Raw genomic sequence first — 23,328 nt, forward strand, 5'->3', positions numbered from 1 at the left:
TTTTAAAACTGAATATTTAAAATCTAAATTCAAATCCTAGGTTACCACCAAATGGATGACCAGGACGTAGACCTGCAGGAACTCTTGAAACAGCATATGTTTCATCAAGTAGGTTTATAATGTTTCCTGTAAGACTAAGGTTCTTTGTAAAATGATATTTTGCAGACATATCAATGATAAAATTAGAATCTACACGTTCAGTATCTGGAATAGATCCTGTACCAGCTATAGTTCTAAATTCACCATTAAATCTTCCGTTGATGTTAAGCTCATATTTAGTATGCTCTAACGATAAGCCAACATTAAATTGATGTGTTGGAATGTATGGTAATTCGTCACCTTCAGTAACTTCTCCCCATAAATCGTCACTACTACCAAAGCTATTTAAAAACTCTGTATTTGTAAACGTATAAGCAAACGTTACAGGTAGCTTAAACGATTTGTTGTTAGACAATAACTCGTAGTTTAATAAAACTTCTAGACCACTTACGGCTACTTCACCAGCATTAAATTGATCTAAAGAGCCAGTTCCGCCAGTAGCAGCTAAATCGCTACCTAATAAGTTACTGTAGTCATTATAGAAACCAACAACTTCACCACGTAATTGACCAAACGCAAAACGCGACCCTAATTCGTAATTGATACTTTCTTCAGCTTCTTCACCATCAGAACTTCCTGGAGGTGAAAATCCTTTGTGTACACCACCAAATACAGAAAAAGCATTTGTAAACGCGTAGTTAACACCAATGCCAGGAATAAAAACATCTACTTTGTTTTCTCTAAAAGAAAGGTCACTACCAGTTCTGTATGGATCATTACTACCGAAGTTATCTCGCTGCAGAATGATATTTTCATATCTAACGCCAGGTGTTACAGTAAGCTTATCATATTTTAGTTTATACATCGCATAAGCTGCAAAGGCCTTTGCGCTACTAATTCTGTTACCTTGCGCACCACGTACACCATCAGATGTTTTAGACATATTTTGGTTTATGATACTGTAACCATCTTCCCACTGAAATCGGTCTTCTTCATCGTAATGGTATCGCAAGCCAACTTCTATATCATGAAACGTGTTTTCACCATACCAGTGGTAGTCAAATTTTGTTTGTACACCTTTAGAATAATACACACGATTATTCGCTTTAACCAATAAAGCATCAGCAGATGAATCTACATCACCACGAATAATATTCATATGGTCTGCATATGTTGTTGGGTCTGCTAACACAGTGGCAACACCTTGTTTGTCACCATTAAATATAACATCGTCTAGTTTATACCAGTTACGTGAAAATTTATTGTAATAACCGTTAGTCGTTAAACGCATATTTTTAGTGAAGTCTAAAGTATGCGTAAGCATTAATTGAATTTGCTCAGCAATCATACGATCATCTTGCGAAGCTGCATATCTACTATAAGGAGATGAATTAAAGTCGCTTTCAGTAAGCCCTAAATAAGTTTCGTAAGAACGCTCATCGTAATAATGAAATTTGGCTTCTAATGACTGCTGAAGTTTAGCGTCAGCATCAGTTTTTACTTTAAATTTAGCCGTTAATTCGTTAATGTCAAATCCAGTGTTGTTACCGTTAGGTAAGTCCTTAAAACCATCAGAACCGTAGTTAAGGAATTCTACCATGTAGCCAATATTTTCTTTTGTATTACCTATACGTGCCAAAACTTGCTGTGTATCAAAAAAACCATAACCAGCTCTAACTTCTCCACTAAAGGTGTTTGGTATTTGTGCAGAAATCATATTAATAGCACCACCAGTTGTAAATGGGCCAAATTGTACCTGGCTACTTCCTTTTAAAATTTCTAACGCCTGCATACGACCAACTGAAGGAAAATAATAAGCAGCAGGAGCACTGTAAGGGGCAGGTGCTATAAGTACACCATCTTCCATTAAGGTAATTTTTGCACTACGCTCTGGAGATGTACCTCTCAAACTTATGTTTGGTCGTAATCCAAAACCATCTTCCTCGTAAAAAGTAACACCAGGAACTGAACGCAACGCACGATTAATGTCTGTAAACCCGAATTTCTTTAATTCTTGTGTAGACAAATAATAGGCAGAACCTGTACGGTTACTTGCTACATATTTACTTCCGAAAATTTGATTTGAGTTAATAATAACTTCATCTAGTTTTTGAATAGAATCTAATGGTTTTTCGTTAGTTTGGTTTTGTGCATTTAAAAGAAATGTACCTGTAAAACCAATTACTGTAAGGGCTAATTTCCGAATCATTTATTTAGACTTGTTAAAAATAGGTTTGTTTTCAGCGTGCAAAATTACGACCTAAGCTTAAATTTTCAAACTTTATTTAGAACAAATAAAAATAAATTACATGTAATCTTTGATTAGCAGTTCATTATATACAGATATTTTCTAGATTGAATTTTATTTAACCATAAGTTGACGTTTGTCCAACGAAAAAAAATGTATCTTTGCGTGCAATTACATCTTAATTGCACTATGACAGCACACGAAAACAAAATCTTAGGTGAAGGTCTTACCTATGATGACGTACTTTTAGTTCCAGCATTTTCTGAAGTACTTCCTCGCGAAGTAAATATTCAAACAAAATTTACGAGAAACATTACCATTAATATACCTGTAATTTCCGCAGCTATGGATACGGTTACAGAAAGTAGAATGGCTATTGCTATGGCTCGTGAAGGTGGTATTGGTGTGTTGCACAAAAACATGACTATAGAGCAGCAAGCAACCAAAGTGCGTCGTGTAAAACGTGCTGAGAGTGGTATGATTATAGATCCAGTAACGTTGCCAATGGATGCTGTTGTTGCAGATGCTAAAAATGCCATGAAAGAGCATAGCATTGGAGGTATTCCTATTGTTGATGACAAAGGAAACTTAAAAGGTATTGTTACCAATCGTGATTTACGTTTTGAGCATCAAAATAATAGACCAATTGTTGAGGTAATGACAGGTGAGAATCTTGTTACAGCTCCTGTTGGTACATCGTTAAAAGATGCCGAAGCGATTTTACAAGAAAATAAAATTGAAAAATTATTGATTGTTGAAGGTGATAAACTTGCAGGTTTAATCACCTTTAGAGACATTACTAAAGTAACCCAAAAGCCAATAGCTAATAAGGATTCTTACGGAAGGTTAAGAGTTGCAGCAGCAATTGGAGTAACAGGAGATGCTGTTGATAGAGCAGAAGCGTTAGTAAATGCAGGTGTTGATGCTGTTGTTATAGATACTGCTCACGGACACACAAAAGGTGTGGTGTCTGTTTTAAAGGAAATAAAATCTAAATTCCCAAAACTTGAGGTTATCGTTGGAAACATTGCAACAGGTGAGGCAGCTAAATATTTAGTTGAAGCTGGTGCAGACGCTGTAAAAGTTGGTATTGGTCCAGGTTCTATTTGTACAACACGTGTTGTTGCAGGTGTTGGTTTTCCACAGTTTTCAGCAGTATTAGAAGTTGCCGCAGCTATTAAAGGTTCTGGTGTTCCTGTTATTGCTGATGGTGGAATTCGTTATACAGGTGATATACCAAAAGCTATTGCTGCAGGTGCTGATACTGTAATGTTAGGTTCCCTTTTAGCAGGAACTAAAGAGAGTCCGGGAGAAACAATTATTTACGAAGGTCGTAAGTTTAAATCGTATCGCGGAATGGGTTCTGTTGAAGCTATGAAACAAGGAAGTAAAGACCGTTATTTCCAAGATGTTGAAGACGATATTAAAAAATTAGTACCTGAAGGGATTGTGGGGCGTGTACCATATAAAGGTGAATTGTTTGAAAGTATTCATCAGTTTGTTGGTGGACTAAGAGCCGGAATGGGTTACTGTGGTGCAAAAGATATCGCAACATTAAAAGAGTCTGGAAGGTTTGTAAAAATTACATCAAGTGGTATTCACGAGAGTCATCCACATGATGTAACCATCACTAAGGAAGCACCTAACTATTCGAGATAGAATATTTTAAGATTTTCTTTTAGTCATTTAAGGTCCAAATAAGCGCTTTTTCTTTGATGGCTCTAAAGATTGTGCCGTGCTGCTCGTTAGGCTCATCTGAGTAATTCCAAGTTAAATTTGATGGTGCATTGTTCTGTAACGCTTCATTGACTTGCTTGGTATATTGAGAGATATCCGGTACACTAGAGCCTGCAAACCATAGTTTTAAATCTTTCTCAGGAAGTTTGGTTAGCAAAATATCTGCATTACTAGCTAGGTAATTGTTGTTCCACCAAAGTGAAGGGTCAATGGCAATGTAAAAATCGAAAGTTTCTGGTGCTGTAAAAAAGGTTTCCATAACAAACAGACCAGCTAAAGATTCTCCTATAATTCCTTTTTTAGGTTGTGTTCTGTATCTTTTATTGATTTCAGACATTAATTCTTCAGCAATAAACGCTCTAAAATCTTTTGCTCCATCTGTGATTGGGCAATATTGTTTATCATCCTCTGCTTCAGAAGAACCTGTTAGATCTCTTCCTCTTTCGGTATTTTCTATTCCGACTAAAATAAAGGGAGGGATTTTATTTTCTTCCAGCAATTTAGCCAATGTATTAGCTATATGCGGAAAGTCTTCTTTTATACCTCCATCAGGCATATAGAGTACAGGAAAACTTTCAGTAGACGTTTTATAGTTGGGCGGAGTCCATATGTTAATAACACGATCTTCATTAACATATTTAGATGTTATTGTTAAGCTGTCATGTTCTGGGATTGAATCGTTGTATGTGGTACCTTTATTTTTGCAAGCTATTACTAGAATGAATATTGCTAAGATTGAAAGTGTTTTTTTCATTAGGCAGATTAATCTTTTAATGATTTATTTTTCAGAGATTTCTTTCAGTTTATCTAAGGCTTTCGGCCAGGTTGTATCAAAATAACCTAAATATTCATCATCAGCTTCGGTTTCAACAGTTACAGTTGTTATACCATTATGTTCGTCGAAGGTATAGTTTTCAAGTCCACCAGCCCATTTCTCTACATCAGGACCATCGGTTATTTCATTATCACCATCTAAGATTCCGTAATGACGAATTGAAACAAATTTTGAAGGAATATTGTTTGCTATTTCAGATACCATTCCTCCACGTTTACCATTTTCATCAGTACCAACAAAATAGATTTTAGATCCTCTGTCCCAATTGCCTTCGTAAGTTGAGGTTGGGTTAAAAGTTGCTGTCCATTTTTCGTAGGTCTTTATATTGTCTAGTCCTAGCATCGTATTATAAACTTTTTCAGCAGATGCTTTAATATCTATTTTATATTGTAGCTTTTTCATAATATTATAGTGTTTACGATATTATTCTTTTAACTCTTTTAGTTGTTGTTTAGCATATTCTTTTGCGCTTTCATCGCCATATTCAACAGTTTTTTCGTAGTATTCAATCGCTTTTTCTTTGTCTCCTTTTAATTTATAACCCAGAGCAATATTTCCGAGAACGATATAATCTTTAGGGTTGATTTTTTCAGCTTTTAAAAGTGGTTCTATTCCTTTGTCATACTCTTCTGTGAGTAAATATGTAATAGAAAGATTTGATAAACTCTCAATATGGTTAGGGTAGTGTTCTAAGACTTTGTTAGCAATCTCTCGCATGTTTTTTAGTAAGTCATCATTTCCTGTATTGTATAATTGTAATTGATAACTTTGGATACCTAAAAGGAACTCTTTTTCACCACTATCATATTTTTCATTGTTGGTCCAGGTCCAGTTATTATTGTTTTTAGCAGAAAATTCAATTGTTTTAAGTATTTCTGAAGTAAAATAAGACCAATCTTCAATTTGGCCCAATACAAAGATTTTACCAAATCTCATATCTAGGCGGTTAGGATAAAGTTTAATTCCTTCATCAATTTTATCGAGTCCCTTTTTTAATTCTGTTTGGTTAAATTGAATTTGACTTCCTAAATATCCTGCATTTTGATTTAAACTATCTTTTAATACAAAACTATCTCCATTAGGTTGATCTTTAGTTAAAGTGACAATTTCTTGTCGAGATTTCATAAAATGATAATTAAAATAACTTGTAAAAAGTTCAGGATCTTTAGGTGTTTTAGATTGCCATTCTTTTAAAGTTTTTAGTTGATTTATGGTATCGTTGGTTTGGCAATATTTCTGAAATTCTAACTGAAAATCTTGACCGAACCCAATTTGGGAGATCAGAAATACGATTAGAATTACTAGTGTATTTTTCATTTGCTGTAGAAAAGATTTTATCTGATTATAAATATTAAGTTTAATCTTTATTTTTTGTGGTTTTAACCATTCATAGATTTTTCAATAAAATCTACAACGTCTTTAACTTCAATTGTAAACACTCCACCTTCACCATTATCAAATGCTTCTTTCCATTGTAGATAACCATCCATGTACTCAGGCAATTTATCTATTGTGCCTTCTAATTTTGTTAGGCTCTTTAAAAGTGATTCTTTATTAAAAGGTAGGTGTTCTATGTCTTTAGAGTATCCACCTTCAATCTGTTGGTTCTTAATCTTTAATTGGTTAACAGCAATGTGAACTACTTGTCCTTTTCTTCCATAATCTTCAACTTTAAGAATTACAACTCTAGATTTTTCTTCACCCTTTCGAGTGTTATACTTCCATATTTGTCCACTTTTTAATTCATGTGTTTTTAGGCTTTTATCATTTTTATTTTGTCCAAAAAGACCAAAAAAAGAGAATAATAATATCACAGAATATAATTTGATATTTGGTTTCATTAATTTAAGATTTTAATTCTGGATACAAGATCATTCAATAAATTCATATTTCTTTTAATTGTTTTAGGGGTAGAGGTAAAGAAGACCAATAGATAATGACTTCCTGTATCTAAAGTATAACAGATGTTTTCGTAAATAGAACTTCCTCGCGCTACCTGTATGTTGTATGCCACACCGTTAACGGACTTTGGAGTTTCTATTTCTTTGGTTAACAGAACCGTACCTCCTCCTAACTTGTCTCCGATTTTTAGTTTTAATACATTTTCATTATTAAATTTAGAAAAAGAGCTGTCAAAAGTTTCTTTTTTATAAGGGCTTATTATGATTGCATTTTTTATATTATCAATATCTGGAAATGTGCCTCCAAAGACAATATTAGAATTGGTATTGATAACATTAAACCATTTAGGTATTTCAATTTCATAATGGCTTAAAGAGTCCGTGTAAACAATCTCTCTTTCATCATCTTTAGCATCCACTTGATAGTACAGCGCATCTAAGTTAATTTCGCTACCATACACTCTGATATTCTCACTTATTTTATGCAGAAAATTAGAGATATCATCATTGTCCTCAAATGCAGGAATTGATATGCAAGCTACATATCTGTTGGCTATAAAAGTTAGAAAATAATTCTTAATTGTTTGTACATCAATGTCAGAATAATCCATTTCTGGTAACTTATATTCCCATAACAAAAACCGTTTTCCTAATTTGTTTTTAAAAACGTTATAGTTGCTTTTTACTTTCTGTTTTAGTACTTCATCTTGTATGTAATCTAGTTCCCATTTCATCTTACTTTTTAACAGTTCAATCTCTTTTGTAGAGTCCATTTTATTAGTGTACTCTTCTGTAGAATATGGGTTTTTTATAAATTGAATGATGTAGTCATCAACTTTAAAAGCTCCTTGAATTTCACTAAGATTTATACTATCTCCAGGTATTTCAATAGCATAAAAAGAGTCTGGTTCATTATCTGCATAAACAAATGTTTTATCTGTTTTAAAATATGATACTTTGTCTTCTTGAGAAAAAATAGACCCTGTTATAACTAAACAGATAAATAAGGAGATGTATCTCATATTGAATTGGGATTAATTGCTTAAAATTACTTAAAGTTGAGGCATTTAAGCCATTGGTATTGCATTAAATTATGATTTTATTGTTTTTTGATATTACTCAAGCCTAAAAACAATTATAATTAAAGGGAATAGTGTTAATGCTAATACATTACCAATGCCTGGTGAAAAATCTTGAACTGGAAGATATAATGAAAACGACCCACCAATGAAGTAAACAAATGAAACAATTAGACTGGCAGTTAAAAATCTTTTTCTTAATACGTAGGTTTTACTTGTTTGAAAACCAATTATTAAAATTGCAATCAATAAATAGCAACAAATTAAATCTGTTTGCTGAAAGACAAAGTTGGGTATCCAATCTAACTCTTCAGTTTCTTTATAATGACTTAAATAATAAGAGTAGGGAACAACCAAAATTAGTAATAGAACCAAATTTAAAACATAAGTTACTTTCTTTTTAGTTAATAGCTTCATGTTAGTCTTTTGGCACCTTAACTTTTTTTAGGTTTGAGGTCAACTTCAAATTTGACAATTTTTTTATTTGCTCAAATAATTGAGGTTCATCTTTGTAGTATTCTTTTATTTCATTCATTAAATCAGTGTTAGAGCTGTCAAATTCATATACTACACTAAGCTCAAATGTTTTACCTTTTATGTCTTCACAGACACCAAAAGATGCACCTTCATAGATAAATGTATCTTTTGTGTTAGGTTTAATTTCCAGAAAAAATGAAATAGGCTTTACATCAACTTCCCAAATTTCACAACTTTCTATTTTTGGATTTATTGAGACGTCATATAAACTAGGTAGAGCAAAATTATCTTCACTGGCTTTTAATATGTAGATAGGCTCTGAGCTGTTATTAGTAATCTCTAATACTAGATCAATATTAGAATCATATTTATTTTCAATTATATAGTCCTTTATAGTTAGCAAAACCTTGTTATTAACTTTATTGGGATCTTTAATTTTGGACGATTTGCAGCTGAAGTTAACAAGTAGAATTAATGAAATTGCTACAATACTAAGTCTTTTCATATTTTTAAATATTCACATTTATAGTTATATATGGCTTGTGGTGAGAATTCCACAGGTACGAAAGATAAAAACTACGTTTAGACTTTCCTATCCGTCTGAATAAAAACAGTAAATCGCAGCTAATAATTTTTGTGTTATTTAGCTTATGATGAAAAGCTAAAAGATTATTGTCTTTAAACTAAAAATAGCTTAGAAAGTGTCGCAATACCAATTAAAAGGATTAAATATAATGCTAGTTTAATAAATGCAGATTGAGGTATGTAAGCCAATATTTTCTTTCCAATAAAAGAACCTAATAGCCCAATTATAAGTAAAAAAGGAACATATTTAAGGTCGTGTTTATGTATATAGCCATTGTTATAATAGACAAAGGTTCTAGAAAAATCTATTAAGAAGTCAATAAAGGCAGATGTTGCTATAAACACACTTTTTTCTAAATTAAAAGCAGCCATGGTTAGACCGCGAATTGCACCTCCTGTCCCCAATAAACCGGCAGATAGACCAGACATAGATCCACCCAATATTGCATTTTTATTTGTAGGATTAAAAGTAAGATTCTTTTTAATTAGGAATATTAAACTAAGAACAACCAGAAAGATTCCTAAGAAGATTTCTAAAAATAATGTGTTAATTAGTTTAGATGCTAAACCACCTATAACAACAAAGAGAATTGAAGGAACTCCGATATATAATAGCAATCTTTTGTCTAGCCCTTTTTTAAATAAAAAAATCTTACTCAAATTACTAGATAGATGAAAAATAGCTGTTAATCCAAGAACAGAGTAAAAGTCAAAATAAAAATTACCTAAAGGAACGAAGAATACTGAAGATCCAAAACCACCAACAGTACCAACAATTTCGGCAACCAAAGCTAAAAGTAAAAACACAAAATTATAATCTCTCATGTAACTTTAAAGTTTTGATGTTGTTGCCATTAAGTGTTTAAATGGTTTTATTCAGATTTATGAACTTCGAGTTCAATTTCAACCATAAATTCAGGTAGAGCTAGTCCCTTTACTTCGAGCCATGAGCCTGTGGGAAAACCGTTTTTATAAATCTCAGCTCTATAGGAGGATTTCTCCAGCATTTGTGCCATGTCAGTTGTAAAAATATCTTCTTTAACCACATCGTTAAAGGTGCAGCCAAAATGTGTTAATATTTTTTCTAAATCTGCATAACAGTTTTTCATCTGCTGTTCTATATCTCCAATGGCAGTTGGGTTTCCTTCGGCATCCATACTTACGGCACCAGAGATTTTAATACTATTTCCGATTTTTACCGCGTGAGAATAACCATAAGCCTTTTCCACATCTGGTCGTAATAAGAAATATTCAGGTTTCTCGGATTCAATTACTACTTCTTTTTCAATTTCTTTGATTTCTTTCTGTTGATTTTGTTCACAGCTCTGCATAATAAAAGTTAGCAAAAATGTAGTAGTGAGCAACGTAAGTTGATGAATTGTTTTTTTCATAAGTCTGATTGTTTTATGCCTACTATCTTTGGTTTTCGGCTATATCGTGATTATTATTAGTATGCAGAAGAACGTTTGTACTTATTAAATTAGTGGTCTGACCACACATCTAATTTAATGAAAAAAAACACTGTTATTGATTGATTTCTAGTATTTTCTGATGGAAATATTACTTAAGTCTTTCTATGATCATTGATGAAAAAAAGTTTACTCCAGAGGCTATACTATCTTCATCAACAGCAAAATTTGGTGAATGTGGCATGGAAACTATACCCTTTTCAAAATTTGATGCTCCCATTAAAAAATAGACTCCTGGAATTTCACGTTGAAATAATGAAAAATCATCTCCACGTCCATCTGGTATAGCTCCGTAAAGCGGAAGAACATGATTGTTTCCATAAATTTCAGCAATTGAAGCCATTGTTGATGAGGTCAGTTGAGCATCATTAAGCACTAATGAAGTTTCATAATAAAAAGCTCCACCCAAAAATTGATCTGCGTATTCAGAGGCTTTAAACTTCTGTTTTATTTCGTTTAAAAGGGTGTCTAGCTGAGTTTCTTTTTCTGCACTCAGATAGGCTCTCACTGTAATCTCGTCTTCGTTTTCTTTAACTGTAATATTGGAGTTAACAGTGATATAGTCTTTAAAAATAGTGTTGGGATTTCCTAGTCCAATATTAGGATCTAATAGGTTTCTATTATCCCAGAATTTACTATCAGAAGCGACATTCTGAAGATTTAAGAGCAGCTCTTTTGTATAGTTAATAAGCTCTGTGTTATTCTCAGTGTTTTTTAAAGTAAGTTCAATTCCTTTATAGTCTGCATAAGGATTTCTTGCCTTAGTGCTTATTACCCCTTCTGGCATAGGTGCAACATGTAAAGCATAGATTTCATCCGGATTTATAATATTGAGCAAACCATCATTAAGCATGGCTTTAGCTCCTTTCCAATTTTCTTCTGCAGGCTGAAAGATAAAATAAACCGTCCCAGTAAGATTTTCTTTTAAACTTGTTAAGACGTTTGCTATTCCTAGTCCAATAGTTGCATGTATATCGTGTCCACAAATATGTCTTACACCTTCATTTTTTGAAGAAAAATCAACAGCATCATGATGGTCAGAAGCGAGAGCATCAATATCAGCTCTCCACGCTACTTTTTTGCCTTCTTTGTTAGTTCTTAATATTCCCACAACACCATAACCACCAACACCAGTATGTACTTCTAAGCCTAAGGATTTAAGGTATGTTGCTATTTTATTTGACGTTCTTTTTTCTTGCTCAGCTAATTCAGGATACTTATGAAAATCTCTTCTGATAGTTACCAAACTGTCAAAAATAAGTTCAGTTTGTGCTTGTACCATTTTATGAATGTTGCTGTTTACTGTTGTATTTTGCCCAAACAATAAGCATGGTAAACAAGCAAATTGTAGCGTTATAATTATTTTAATGATTTTTTTAATTGATGTCATTTTCACAAGATTTTAAATTATACTGTAAAATTGCAAATCAATAATGAAGTGAACCTGACACATTTGTGACAATTTTATTTTTCAACAATTTTTTTTCGTATTCTACTTAATGACTGTCTTTCAATGCCCAAATATGATGCTAAATGAGTTAGGCTTATTCTATTAATAATATCAGGATTCTTATCTATGAAGTTTAAATATCGCTGTTCGGCATTTTCAAACAAAAAGCTTTCTACTCTATCAGTTTGAACTGTTAATACATGCTCGGCAATTAGCCTTCCATACATTTCATTGTTTTTAAATTTTTTGTACCCTTTCTGTATATCCTCGTAGGATAACAGTATAATTACTGAGGGTTCAAGACACTCCATGTTATATTTGGTTGGTTTTTGTCTTATAAAAGCAGGATAATCTGTTGCATATTCAAATTTTTTAGCAAAGCCAGTTGTTATTTTATTTCCCTTTTCATTAATATAATATCTTCTCAATAATCCTTTGCACACATAACCCATATGTCTTTGAATTTCACCACTTTCAAAAAAGAATTCCTTTTTACCAAGTTCTTTTATAATTAATTGCGAACGTAAAATTTCTAACTCCTCCGAGCTTAAATGTGTAAATAGTTTGAGATAATAATCAATATGTGCTTTGAATTTTTCTTTCAAAATAGAAGGTTGTTTTAGCTTGCTGCTGAAATTAATATATAATTCTGTTTTAATCAACCAAAACTAAATACTCCATATCTTTGATTAAGAATTTGCTAAGCATAATTAAAGGGTAGTGGTTTTTGGTATAATTATAGATTCTTGTTAACTAATTTTTTTGTCATTTTATAATGTAAATTCAAGAACCTCATGCCGTAAAAATTCAGATTATGATCAGCCCTTAATACATTTTCTTCATCTTCATAGACTCGTATCCATTCGTGCATTGATTTTACAAATCTCGCCCAATATTCTCCTTTTTCATTTGTTAATGTAAAGTAAAACCCATTATCTCCAAATTTTTTCCCATCAGAGCAGAGAAGAAGTGCGCCATCTTTTTCAACTTTCTTAGTCATAATCACAGATGCATTGCCGTTTGGCAATGGAAATACAACTTTTAGAAGTGGTTTTTCGTAATTAGGATTTTTACAAGTTGTGTAAATGCCTGAATAAATAACATCGTTCGTACTTTTTATTATTCTGTACCAAATTGTCCATTTGGTTTTCTTTGTCTGTTTATCCTTTAGTTTAATTATGTCACTCTGTAGTCCTTTTGCCGTGTCGATTGAATTTAGAGGTAAGTTTAATTGTTGAAGTCGTTTACTAAAAATCAGGGAAAGAAGTTTTCCAAAAAGTTTAAAGATACCTTTCCATTCCGACCAAACTTCAAAATTGTAATTAGATGTATTTTCGTAGAAGTCAGCAACCTTATCGTTTAAACGGTATTTGTCTTGGTCAGAAATTCCTAGGTGCTCTATTTTTTCGAGAAGTCCAGAATTTGGTAAGTTTTTTTGAATTTCTAAATTTTCCTTTTTAGCTAATTGAAATATAAATTTATCTTTAATAATATCGGTATTTCCGATTGGTCCAATTAACCACTCATAATCGTTTGGATTTATTTTTTTTCCTGTAGTTTTTACCCAAATTTGAGTGATTTTATCTTGTATTGCCATTAAATAAGTTGAAATATTTACAAGTGGTTCTGGCTATGATATGTTGCAGAAAATTAGCTTTGATTATCCTCTTTAACCGAAAGATAGCAAATTGCAATGAATTCTGATTTGGGATTTAGTTGCCATGAGTTATAAACATTGTTTTAGCACTTTTTTTTGTTCAATTCATTTTGTTCGTTCTCTAATTAATAGAAAAGATAAAATCATAATGATACTGACTCCAACTATTAGTAATCCATATTTAAGTAATCCTGTCAGAAAGAAAGTTGGAAACCCTTTATGTCTTAACTTATCCATTTTTTCTACAAGGTTTGGTATTAGGTCGGATTTCTCTAAATAAAAGAACAATCCAATACACAATATTCCAACTATGTAGAGTCTAATAATTTTAAAATTTCTCCTATAAAGACTTGATATCATCCTTTGTTTTAAGTTTTACGTCCAAACCTGCTTAAACAATTAAAAAACAAGTTCCGTTTCAGTCAAATAATATTTGTAAGGTCTATTGCCCGCATCTGTTTTCTATTCTTGTCGCAATGAGCTATACAAGTTGTTGTACGTAGTTTTTTATTCATAAACATATAAATGTGTTATGTCAGGTTTATTCATTTCTGAATACATAACTGTTTTTAAAATTCTATTATTTGAATCATATTCAGTAGTTTTTTTGTGAATGAATTCATCTTTTTCGGTAGTGACAAATTCTTCTATTTCTTGACCTTGTTCATTCAGTTTGTAATTGTAAATATATTGAGGTCTATATTCACCAGCTTTTACGTTTAGGTGTCTTGGATTTCCCTCATAATCGTACCAGGTTGATATATATTGATACCCATTTTTATAATACTTATATTTTTCTACCCAAAATAGTCTTTCGTCTTTGAAATAGGATTCCTTAATAACCTTACCATCTTCGTTATATTCGAAATTCTTTTGAGCAACGTAAAAGGATTCAGGTGTTGTCTCCTTAATTAATCTGCCAAAACTATCATATTCATAAAAAGTCTTTGAACTTAATTCCCATTTACGCTCTTTTTCATAGTCATCAGATGTAATGTTATCTTTTAATTCAGTTCCTTTCTTTAAAATTCGTTTATAGTCGAAATATAGCTTTGTGTCAAGAAGTTTTTTGCTATTGTACTTATATTCGGTTCTTGAACTGTCACAGCAAATTCCGTTTGGCAAATTCGGATAATACCTTAAAATTTTAATTAGTAAAGAATCCTTGTATATTTTAGTTACGTTTATGTCGGACGAACTATTCGCATAATCCGTTTTAAAACCTCTTTTTTTCTCTGAAATAATTAAACCTTTTCCATTAAAATTTACTTCTTTCACTACTTTAGTATTCAAGCTGTCAGTTCCCTCATATTGAAGTGTTTTGTAATCAAAAGAATTTTCCTTACACGAAAAGAATAGAAATAAAAGCAATAAAAAAATCAGAGGTTTATTCATTAAGTTCTGGGTTTGGTCAAAATTATGTACAACGGTTTTGGCTATGGTTTCGTTACGGAATGGTACGCGAGTATCATTCCGCCGTAACCATAAATTTAGTAAAAAGGCTTGAAATTCCGATTAGGAATTTCAACCGTAATGAACTATAGCTATTGTTGCGCAACGTTATTTTGTTATTTTAAACTTTGGATTATAAGTCGGAAAGTATAATTCTGTTAATAGTTTTGGTGATTCCTTTTCTAATTCAGTCAACCTATTTTGAGCAAGTTCATAAAATTTGTAATGACTTCTTTCTTCTCTTATAATTTTCAAATAAATTTCTTTTGCTTTCCCTATTTCTTCAGTATTCTCGTAAAAATTCCCTAAAATATAATCAGTTATATAATAACCTTTTCCTGCTTTTTCTATTTGTTCAAAAGCAATTTTATATTTCTTTAGTTTCATATAATTACAAGCTAAAACCAAATTATCGTGAGAGCTTATTAGTGATGATTTTAAATGAATTTCAGAATTAGCAATAATTTCGTCAATAGAATTTTGATATTGTTCCGTTTTATAAAAGATTTCAGCTCGTAACGAGAATAAATAATCTAGTTTGTTCCTCGCAATATTAAGCGAATCACTTGAGTTCAAAGTTTGATTTATTAAAGATTGTGTCTCTTTAAGGACTTTATCTGGTTGTGATTCACTTTTAGTGTGTAATTCAGAAATGTGATTTTCGAATTCAGAGATTTTATCAAATGCTCTTTGTTGTTCCTTATTTAGACCACCATGAGTTTTAACATGTTCAATACAACTGTTAAAACAGGAAAGTATAATTATTAGAAAACTTAAATTTTTCAGCAATGACGTTTGTTTTTAATGTTTGTCAACGGACTCGTATAACCGTCAGTTTACGGGTTAAAGTGCGCAAATTTTTCGGTTTAGTACTGACGTTAGCAATTCCGAGTTGATTCGTTTAAGCCTGCCCTGAGCGCAGTCGAAGGGTAGTCGAATCCGCCGTAATTGCGGTTATACATTGTTGCCAACAGTATTTTATTTTTTCCGATTATGAAATTCATTTAGGATTTTTTGCTTTTCCATTTTAGAGAGGCCAAAATCAACAATTAATTCAGGTCTAAAAGGTGGAATTCGGTCGTCAATCATTAAAACATTTTGAACTAAATATTCTCCAATTTCTAATTTATCTCCTAAACAACCAGATTGATAGTAAACAGAATAAACCGTGTCTTTAATCGCATTTGAAATCAATTCAGTTTTGTTTTTGAAATTCTTTTTTCTTAATAATCCCTCGTAAGCAATTGCTTTTATATTTCCGTTTGGAAATTCCGTTAGTTTTAGAAGTTCAGATTCAGTTGCGTTTTGCATAATCCATTTTCGGCTTTCAATTTCTTCAGGCATTGCTCTTTCATTTCCACCAATTCCGCTCGAAATAGATTGATATTTATAAACACTAATTGAATCTTGGATATTTTTTTCAATTCCGTTCCAATTAAACGTCCAGCTTTTTTCGTAACCAGAAGTTAACACAGCAATAATTCCAATTCCGAGTATTGTCAGGATTGGAAATAAAATCGAAAATCGACTTCTTTTGTTTTTATTTCTGTGTTTTCTCATATTGTTGGCAACGGTTTTGTATAAGATTAGTTGCGTGGTTTAGCAACGAATTTAGCAAACACAAACCGAATAGAAAATCCGCGAGGATTTTCGTAAGTAGGCTCGTACCAAGCAATTAATTTTATACGTTGTTGTAGCACGTTTTTATTTTATTTATCCAGTTATTTTTGTTTTCTATAATATCCCTCGGCAATTCATTAATTTCATTCTGTTCAATTTTTTCTAAACAAGCCGATACTATTGTTTCAGTTCCATTAATTTTCAAAATTTCATTTCGGTCAGGTTTTCCAAATTCCAATGTTATGAACGATGACCAAATTCCAACACGATATTGAGATTCCATTATAAATTCAGCAAAATTTTGAAGTCCGATTTCACTTATTATTTCTTTACCAAGTTCAATTATTCCTTTGTATTCATTAGAGTTCGATTTGTCAAAATCAAATGGATGAATTCCTGAAAAATAAAGGTTTTTGCATCCAAACATAAAGTCAGTCGTTTTAGGATTCATTGTCTTCGTTTAATATTAGACTAACAAACTCTTCCGTTGTAATTGTATATCCATACCAATCTGCACCATCAAATTTAGCGTTAGAAAATTTACAATTAATAAATTCAGCTCCACTCAATAAACTCCCACTTAAATCAGCATTTGTAAAGTCAACACGTTCAAATTTACAGCATTTGAATCCGCAATTTTTTAAATTACAATTCCGAAAACTAGTTCCTGTAAAATCAGCACTAAAGAACATAGAGCCTTGAAGATTTGAATCGTCCAGAGTCAAATGTTGAAGATTTTCGTGTACCTCAAAATCACAATTCGGAAATTCACGTTCTCCCTTTTCATACCTTTCTAAAAGGTCTCCTATGTATTTTGGAATTTCATTAGTCATTTCTCTAATGTGCTACAACGGTCTCGGCTATGAGTAGTTGCGTGGGTTAGCGGTTAACTTTGCAAGTACGCACCAAACTGAAAATCCGCGAGGATTTTCAGAAGTAGGCGAGAACAAGCAATTACTTATAGCCATTGTTAGCATACGTTTTTATTTCTTATGGAACTACGTCAAATTTTGTCGTTCCGTTTTTGTTGAATATTGTGGTCATTATTTCTTTTCCAATTTCAGTCGCTTTGTATTTATCCACATTTAATTCGAGTTTATAAACAGGTGCTTCTTTTAAATCAGAGTAATGAGGTTTATTTCCGTAAGTCGTTTTGATTAAATTATAGTTATTCTTATTCGCAAAACTTGTAATTTTTTCAATATAAGGTTTTTGGTCATTTGTCATAACCTCAAATTCAATGTTTATCTTACCTTTATTATCAGCGAAATATATGCAGTCAATTCCGTCAGATGTTATTCCGAAAAAATCGTACTCCAATTGTCCGTTCAGCAATTGAGTCATTACAGATTCCAATTCGTTAAGTTGAATTTGTTTAGCAACTTGTATATTCTGATTATTTCCGTTTTTGTTTTTAGATATGAAGTAGATAATTCCGATTAATACTAAAACTCCAATTATTATTCCTGTTTTCATTTGTTGTTCGGTTTTCTTAAATGTATGCTAACGGTTTGGCTATGGTTTGTTGCGTGAAAATCCGCGAGGATTTTCCGCTATAGAACCAAAGATAGCAAAAGTGCGAGGAATTTCAGTTATGAAATTCCGAAGCAATGAATTATAGCCGTTGTTACCTGCTGTTTTTATTTATTTTATTCGGATATTTAAAGTTCGACCAAAACCATTTAGGCTCATCATCAAGTTTAAAAGTCAAATAATCTTTGTGATAATTCTTTTGATTTTTAAATAATATTATACCTTTTTCATACAGGCCATATCGTCCGTAGTCAATTGTTTTAAATATAACATTTTTTATATCAGTTTTTGTATAGTACTGTTTATAATTCGGACGTAAAAGGTATTCCACTGTTATATTAAAATCCTCTCTTATTATATGTCGTACAATTATTTTTCTTCCAATGAGCACAAAACTTAAAATTCCGATTGCTATACTTAAAGTTCCGATTGTAATTTTATTCAGATTTGTAATTATATATATTGCAAAAAAGACTATTAAGACACAAAAAAGTGAAGTCAAAAGTGTAGTTTTAATATTCTTATATTTCGATTTGTGTATCGGTTTCTTCAAATTGCAGGTAACAACTGAATATAGATATTAACTATATCCACATTATATGTTTTTCGCTACAATTTACAGAAAATAAAAACCACTAATACAGTAATTAGTGGTTTTTTATAATGGTATTTGTGTCGTTTTTTTATGGAGTAGAAGCCACCACACCAAGCGTGTAGAGTTGTTCCATTGTTGGGCTTTCGCTACCACCAGCTGGCTCTAAAGTTATACCAAAGGCCTGGCTTTCGTTGGCATTGGCAATGGTAAATATTTTATTATCATCTGAGTTAAAGTCGTCAATAGTCCCTAAACTCGTTGGTGTTAATGGATTTAGAGTTAAGGACCATACTTGCCATACTTTACCTTCTGGTGCATTTGGTAAACCTTCTCCATCTAGGTAGATGGTATTGTCGGCTTTGTTCCAATATACTTTGGCATAGGTAGACGCATAATCACCTTGGCCACCTAAAGGTACAGCTATAATATCTTTGTCTCTAATAGCATCCAACAGATTTTTGGTAGCTGCAAGATCGCCTCTGGCTTCTTCAATTTGTATTTCGAGATATTGTTTTTCGGTAGAGACGGTTTGTAGCTCTTCCTCAACCTTGTTTTTGTTGTTAAGTGTCCATAGTAAACCACCAGCCAATAATATAGAAGCTGCCCAGCCTGTGTAAGAAATCCAATTTGGTTTTCTAGGTTTTAGATCTACTACTTTAGTGTCAGTGTTTAACTTTCCTTTAAACGATTCAAAATCTATGGCATGTGGAGATACAGCTGCTGTAAGTTTTACAATAGCCGACTCTATTTCTAATACCTCTTGTAATATTTCAGGATGTTGTTGCATCAATTCATAAACATCCTGATTTTCAGTTTCAGAAAGTTTACCAGCTACGTAGAGCTCTAAAATACCCGATTCTATGTATGCTTTTATATCCATATTACAATACCATATCCCTTAATTGTTGAATACAGTTTCTATTTCTTGTTTTTATTGTGCCAATGGGCATTTTTAATTCTTCGGAAGCTTCCTTTTGTGTAAATCCTTTAAAATACAGCAACTCTATAACTTCTTTACATTTTTGGCCGAGGTTAGTTACAAACTTTTTAATTCCGATAGCATCTGTACTATTATCTAAATTATCATTGCCTGCTATTATATCTACGAAAAAATCGGAGTTAAGGTTTTGTTTAGATTGTTTAAAGGCCTTAGACCTTGTCATATCAATAGCTGCGTTGCGCGCTATGTTTAAAATCCACGTAAAAAAACGTCCTTTTTTTGAAGAATAGGTGTCTGCCTTATGCCATGCCTTTATAAAGACATCTTGCATAATCTCGTCTGCAATGGCATCGTCTTTTACAATGTTGTAAACTACACCATGTATACTATTACTATACATACCATATAGTTTTTTGAATGCAACCTGGTTTTTAGACTGAAATTGCTGTACTAATGTATCTAATTCGGTCATACGCGACTTGCTTAGAATTTTTGCAGACAAGGGGAAGGTTAGTACTGCAATAGCTCTAGCTATTTGTTTTTTGGGTTAGTGTTTAGTGTTTTATTAATTATTCTATAATAGCACCACAACTTACTCTACTACCAGCTGCACCAGATGGTTGTGATGTAAAGTCGTCTGTGCCTTGGTGAACTATTATAGCTTTTCCAATAATATTTTTTGTAGAATCCTCACAAGTTAGACACCATTCGTCTGTGGTAAATTTAATTTCTCCTTTACCATTTGCATCTACTTTAAAGTTACCGATATCTCCTTTATGATATCCTGTTTCTGCTCCCCATTTACCATGAGGTTGTGCAGTAGGATTCCAGTGTCCACCTGTAGACTTACCATCAGGTGATGAACAGTCTGCAGATTCGTGAATATGAATAGCATGCTCTCCTTCATTTAAACCAGATAGGTGAGCCGTCATGGTAACTTCACCATTTTCTTCAACAAATACTATACTACCTGTAGCATTAGAACCACTTTTAGGGTCTAATTTAATCTTCATTTCAGTTTTTGTAATTACTGGTTCAGCCGTTTTTTCTACTTCGGTCTCAACAGTTTCTTCAGTTTCTTTTTTATTGTCTTTACAAGATGTTGCAAAAGCTACAGCTAATGTAAGTATGCTAAGTTTAAGATATTTCATAGTTGTTTGTTAGTTTTTAGTAAAGTTAAGAATATAAGACTTCCAATGCAAATAGAGTAACATTAATCTTTAAAATTTACAGTGAAAATGAAGCGTCTGTGTAAGTATGTTATTTTAAATTAAGAGTTTTTCTGAAGGTTAAAAAATTGCTCTAAATACTTGGTATAATAGCATTTAGTTGTTAATTAAATTGTTACATGACAAAAATCATATTTTATACAGTCGCTTACGAGTAATTTTGACTTTAGACTTTATTAAGTATGTGTCAGAATTTAGTAAATAAATACAATGTGGCAGGTCCACGTTACACCAGTTATCCTACGGTTCCGTATTGGAATGCAGAAACATTTTCATTGCATCAATGGAAACAAGTTTTAAAGCAGTCTTTTGAAGAATCTAATACAGAAGAAGGCATAAGTTTGTACTTGCACCTGCCATTTTGCGAAAGCCTTTGTACGTTTTGCGGTTGTCATAAGCGCATTACTAAAAGGCATGAAGTAGAGTTGCCTTATATAAAAGCGGTACTAAAAGAGTGGCAATTATACCGAGAATTGTTAGGCGAAAAACCAAAAATAAAGGAACTGCACCTTGGTGGCGGAACACCTACATTTTTCTCAGCCGAAAATTTAAGTTTTCTCATAACAGAATTACTTAGAGTATCTGACCTTGCTAAAGATTATGAATTCTCATTTGAAGGACATCCAAATAATACTACCGAAGCGCATTTGCAAGCATTGTACGATTTAGGATTTAGACGCGTGAGTTTTGGAGTTCAGGATTACAATTTGAAAGTTCAGAAGGCCATAAACCGTATTCAACCTTTTGAAAATGTAAAACGCGCTACAGAAATGGCCAGAAAGATTGGGTATACATCTGTTGGGCACGATATTATCTTTGGGTTGCCATTTCAAACAGAAGCTGATGTTATAGAAACCATACAAAAAACAGAAACCTTAATGCCAGATCGTATAGCGTTTTACAGCTATGCACATGTGCCTTGGATAAAAGGAAATGGGCAACGAGGTTTTAAAGATGAGGATTTACCAACTGCTGAATCTAAGCGTAGACAGTATGAAACTGGTAAATCACTTTTAGAAAAAGTAGGCTATACCGAAATAGGTATGGATCATTTTGCCTTACCAACAGATGGACTTTATAAAGCCATGAAAAATGAAACCATGCATCGTAATTTTATGGGCTATACAGCATCTAAAACGCAGGCTATGATTGGTTTGGGAGTGTCGTCAATAAGTGATAGCTGGTATGGTTTTGCACAAAATGTAAAGTCTATTGAAGAATACTACAATTTATTAGAAAATAATATAATACCAGTTTACAGAGGGCATATTTTAAGCGAAGAAGATCTTAAAATTAGAAAGCATATTCTTAATCTAATGTGTCACTTTAAAACATCTTGGTTACAACCAGAAATGACTTTTAATGAGTTGCCAGATGTCCTCATAAAACTACAAGAATTAGAACAAGACGGTTTAATTGAATTTGAAAGAAAACAGATGACCGTAACTGAAAAAGGGAAACCTTTTATAAGAAATATTTGTATGGCTTTTGATTTGCTATTACAACGCAAAAAAACAGATACTCAATTATTTTCAATGACAATTTAAAAAAAACACTAACACCATGAAAAAGATAATTGTACCTATAGATTTTTCGGAGCATTCAGAATATGCTTTAGAAGCCGCTGCTAACCTAGCTCAAAAGTTTGGTTCAGAGCTCATAGTATTACACATGTTAGAATTGTCCAATGCCATATTAACAGCTAATGGAAACTCTATTAATGAAGAAGCTGTTTTCTATCTAAAATTAGCAGAACAGAAATTTGATGCCTTTTTAGACAGACCTTTCTTAGAAGGAATAAAAGTGACGCCAATTGTAAAGCATTTTAAGGTGTGGAGTGAGGTTAACGATGTGGCGAATGAGCATCATGCAAATCTTATTGTAATGGGTTCTCATGGTGCAAGTGGAGTAAAGGAAGTTCTTGTAGGTTCTAATACAGAGAAAGTGGTGCGTCATGCAGATATTCCGGTATTGGTAATAAAACATAACCCTATATTATTAGATTTTGAAAATGGTGTATTCGCAAGTGATTTTACAGACGAAGCTATTGTGCCATATCTCAATGCCAGAAAGACTTTTGAAAAAATAGGAGTTACAATGCACTTGGTTTATGTAAACTCGCCAGACGGTAATTTTAGAAGTTCAACAGAAATAGATAAACGTATATCCTTATTCCTTAAAAAAGCTGATGGTGATTTAGATAACCTTGAAAATGTACATGTCGTTTCTGACTATTCTATAGAAAAAGGTATTTTAAGTTTTGCCAATACCATTGGTGCAGATCTTATTGCAGTAGCAACTCATGGCAGAAAAGGTTTAGCACACTTCTTTGAAGGTAGTATTTCTGAAGATATAGCTAACCATTCTACATTGCCAGTTATGACTTTTAAAATATAGTTCTTGATGTTTATTAGTTAGTGTTATTAATATCAAGTTAAAACGCCAAAGACGAGGGCTTTGGCGTTTTTTATTTTTAGATTTA

Annotated in this window: 25 protein-coding genes; 3 read left to right on the top strand and 22 right to left on the bottom strand. The window is 32.3% G+C overall.

The window, feature by feature from the left end:
- Positions 1-16 precede the first annotated feature (16 nt).
- Positions 17-2,248 carry a TonB-dependent receptor family protein gene (locus V1468_RS07040; protein ID WP_331809529.1) on the bottom strand — a complete coding sequence of 744 codons (2,232 nt, stop codon included), beginning with the start codon at positions 2,246-2,248 and terminating at the stop codon, positions 17-19.
- Between the two features lie 228 nt (positions 2,249-2,476).
- On the opposite strand from V1468_RS07040, the gene guaB reads away from it, so the two are divergent.
- Entirely contained in the window at positions 2,477-3,946 is a 1,470-nt protein-coding gene (gene guaB, locus V1468_RS07045) for an IMP dehydrogenase (RefSeq protein WP_331809530.1), read from the top strand.
- A gap of 19 nt (positions 3,947-3,965) precedes the next feature.
- Here guaB and V1468_RS07050 read toward each other — a convergent pair whose 3' ends face one another.
- The 21 genes from V1468_RS07050 to V1468_RS07150 form a co-directional block, all read right to left on the bottom strand.
- A complete protein-coding gene (locus V1468_RS07050) occupies positions 3,966-4,778 on the bottom strand; it encodes an alpha/beta hydrolase (RefSeq protein WP_331809531.1) in 813 nt (270 codons plus the stop codon).
- A 24-nt stretch (positions 4,779-4,802) separates the two neighbouring features.
- The gene (locus V1468_RS07055) at positions 4,803-5,261 is read right to left on the bottom strand and encodes an SRPBCC family protein (RefSeq protein ID WP_331809532.1); all 459 of its coding nucleotides are present in this window, start codon (positions 5,259-5,261) and stop codon (positions 4,803-4,805) included.
- A gap of 21 nt (positions 5,262-5,282) precedes the next feature.
- Positions 5,283-6,176 carry a tetratricopeptide repeat protein gene (locus V1468_RS07060; RefSeq protein ID WP_331809534.1) on the bottom strand — a complete coding sequence of 298 codons (894 nt, stop codon included), beginning with the start codon at positions 6,174-6,176 and terminating at the stop codon, positions 5,283-5,285.
- Positions 6,177-6,238: 62 nt separating this feature from the next.
- Positions 6,239-6,700: a hypothetical protein gene (locus tag V1468_RS07065; protein WP_331809535.1), complete on the bottom strand. Its 462-nt coding sequence runs from the start codon at positions 6,698-6,700 to the stop codon at positions 6,239-6,241.
- Positions 6,700-7,782, bottom strand: a complete 1,083-nt coding sequence (locus tag V1468_RS07070; RefSeq protein WP_331809536.1) for a hypothetical protein — start codon at positions 7,780-7,782, stop codon at positions 6,700-6,702. Before V1468_RS07070 ends, V1468_RS07065 begins: the two co-directional genes overlap by 1 nt.
- Before the next feature lie 93 nt (positions 7,783-7,875).
- Positions 7,876-8,256: a hypothetical protein gene (locus V1468_RS07075; RefSeq protein ID WP_331809537.1), complete on the bottom strand. Its 381-nt coding sequence runs from the start codon at positions 8,254-8,256 to the stop codon at positions 7,876-7,878.
- A gap of 1 nt (position 8,257) precedes the next feature.
- The gene (locus V1468_RS07080) at positions 8,258-8,821 is read right to left on the bottom strand and encodes a hypothetical protein (protein WP_331809538.1); all 564 of its coding nucleotides are present in this window, start codon (positions 8,819-8,821) and stop codon (positions 8,258-8,260) included.
- Between the two features lie 173 nt (positions 8,822-8,994).
- Positions 8,995-9,726 (bottom strand): sulfite exporter TauE/SafE family protein, encoded by a 732-nt coding sequence (locus tag V1468_RS07085; RefSeq protein WP_331809539.1) that lies wholly within the window; start codon positions 9,724-9,726, stop codon positions 8,995-8,997.
- A 47-nt stretch (positions 9,727-9,773) separates the two neighbouring features.
- Entirely contained in the window at positions 9,774-10,232 is a 459-nt protein-coding gene (locus tag V1468_RS07090; RefSeq protein ID WP_331809540.1) for a RidA family protein, read from the bottom strand.
- A gap of 229 nt (positions 10,233-10,461) precedes the next feature.
- Positions 10,462-11,760: a M20 metallopeptidase family protein gene (locus tag V1468_RS07095; protein WP_331809541.1), complete on the bottom strand. Its 1,299-nt coding sequence runs from the start codon at positions 11,758-11,760 to the stop codon at positions 10,462-10,464.
- Between the two features lie 74 nt (positions 11,761-11,834).
- A complete protein-coding gene (locus tag V1468_RS07100) occupies positions 11,835-12,425 on the bottom strand; it encodes a Crp/Fnr family transcriptional regulator (protein WP_331809542.1) in 591 nt (196 codons plus the stop codon).
- A 131-nt stretch (positions 12,426-12,556) separates the two neighbouring features.
- Entirely contained in the window at positions 12,557-13,417 is an 861-nt protein-coding gene (locus V1468_RS07105) for a hypothetical protein (protein ID WP_331809543.1), read from the bottom strand.
- A gap of 567 nt (positions 13,418-13,984) precedes the next feature.
- A complete protein-coding gene (locus tag V1468_RS07110; RefSeq protein WP_331809544.1) occupies positions 13,985-14,872 on the bottom strand; it encodes a hypothetical protein in 888 nt (295 codons plus the stop codon).
- 165 nt (positions 14,873-15,037) lie between these two features.
- A complete protein-coding gene (locus tag V1468_RS07115) occupies positions 15,038-15,718 on the bottom strand; it encodes a hypothetical protein (protein WP_331809545.1) in 681 nt (226 codons plus the stop codon).
- A gap of 189 nt (positions 15,719-15,907) precedes the next feature.
- Positions 15,908-16,489 carry a hypothetical protein gene (locus V1468_RS07120; protein ID WP_331809546.1) on the bottom strand — a complete coding sequence of 194 codons (582 nt, stop codon included), beginning with the start codon at positions 16,487-16,489 and terminating at the stop codon, positions 15,908-15,910.
- A 121-nt stretch (positions 16,490-16,610) separates the two neighbouring features.
- Positions 16,611-17,000 carry a hypothetical protein gene (locus V1468_RS07125; protein ID WP_331809547.1) on the bottom strand — a complete coding sequence of 130 codons (390 nt, stop codon included), beginning with the start codon at positions 16,998-17,000 and terminating at the stop codon, positions 16,611-16,613.
- Positions 16,990-17,382 (bottom strand): pentapeptide repeat-containing protein, encoded by a 393-nt coding sequence (locus tag V1468_RS07130; protein WP_331809548.1) that lies wholly within the window; start codon positions 17,380-17,382, stop codon positions 16,990-16,992. Before V1468_RS07130 ends, V1468_RS07125 begins: the two co-directional genes overlap by 11 nt.
- A 157-nt stretch (positions 17,383-17,539) precedes the next feature.
- Positions 17,540-18,025 (bottom strand): hypothetical protein, encoded by a 486-nt coding sequence (locus V1468_RS07135; RefSeq protein ID WP_331809549.1) that lies wholly within the window; start codon positions 18,023-18,025, stop codon positions 17,540-17,542.
- Positions 18,026-18,765: 740 nt separating this feature from the next.
- Positions 18,766-19,557, bottom strand: a complete 792-nt coding sequence (locus V1468_RS07140; protein ID WP_331809550.1) for an anti-sigma factor — start codon at positions 19,555-19,557, stop codon at positions 18,766-18,768.
- 1 nt (position 19,558) lies between these two features.
- Complete coding sequence (locus V1468_RS07145; protein ID WP_331809551.1) at positions 19,559-20,089, bottom strand: RNA polymerase sigma factor; 531 nt, start codon at positions 20,087-20,089, stop codon at positions 19,559-19,561.
- Positions 20,090-20,186: 97 nt separating this feature from the next.
- Positions 20,187-20,768: a superoxide dismutase family protein gene (locus V1468_RS07150; protein ID WP_331809552.1), complete on the bottom strand. Its 582-nt coding sequence runs from the start codon at positions 20,766-20,768 to the stop codon at positions 20,187-20,189.
- A gap of 260 nt (positions 20,769-21,028) precedes the next feature.
- Between V1468_RS07150 and hemN the strand changes: the two genes are divergently transcribed.
- Together hemN and V1468_RS07160 are read left to right on the top strand one after the other, a co-directional pair.
- Positions 21,029-22,393, top strand: a complete 1,365-nt coding sequence (gene hemN / locus V1468_RS07155) for an oxygen-independent coproporphyrinogen III oxidase (RefSeq protein WP_331809553.1) — start codon at positions 21,029-21,031, stop codon at positions 22,391-22,393.
- A 16-nt stretch (positions 22,394-22,409) separates the two neighbouring features.
- Positions 22,410-23,243, top strand: coding sequence for a universal stress protein (locus V1468_RS07160; RefSeq protein ID WP_331809554.1), 834 nt, complete (start codon positions 22,410-22,412; stop codon positions 23,241-23,243).
- Positions 23,244-23,328: the final 85 nt, after the last annotated feature.

Origin of the sequence: Winogradskyella poriferorum, from assembly GCF_036553625.1 — a bacterium.
Lineage (GTDB): Bacteria > Bacteroidota > Bacteroidia > Flavobacteriales > Flavobacteriaceae > Winogradskyella > Winogradskyella poriferorum.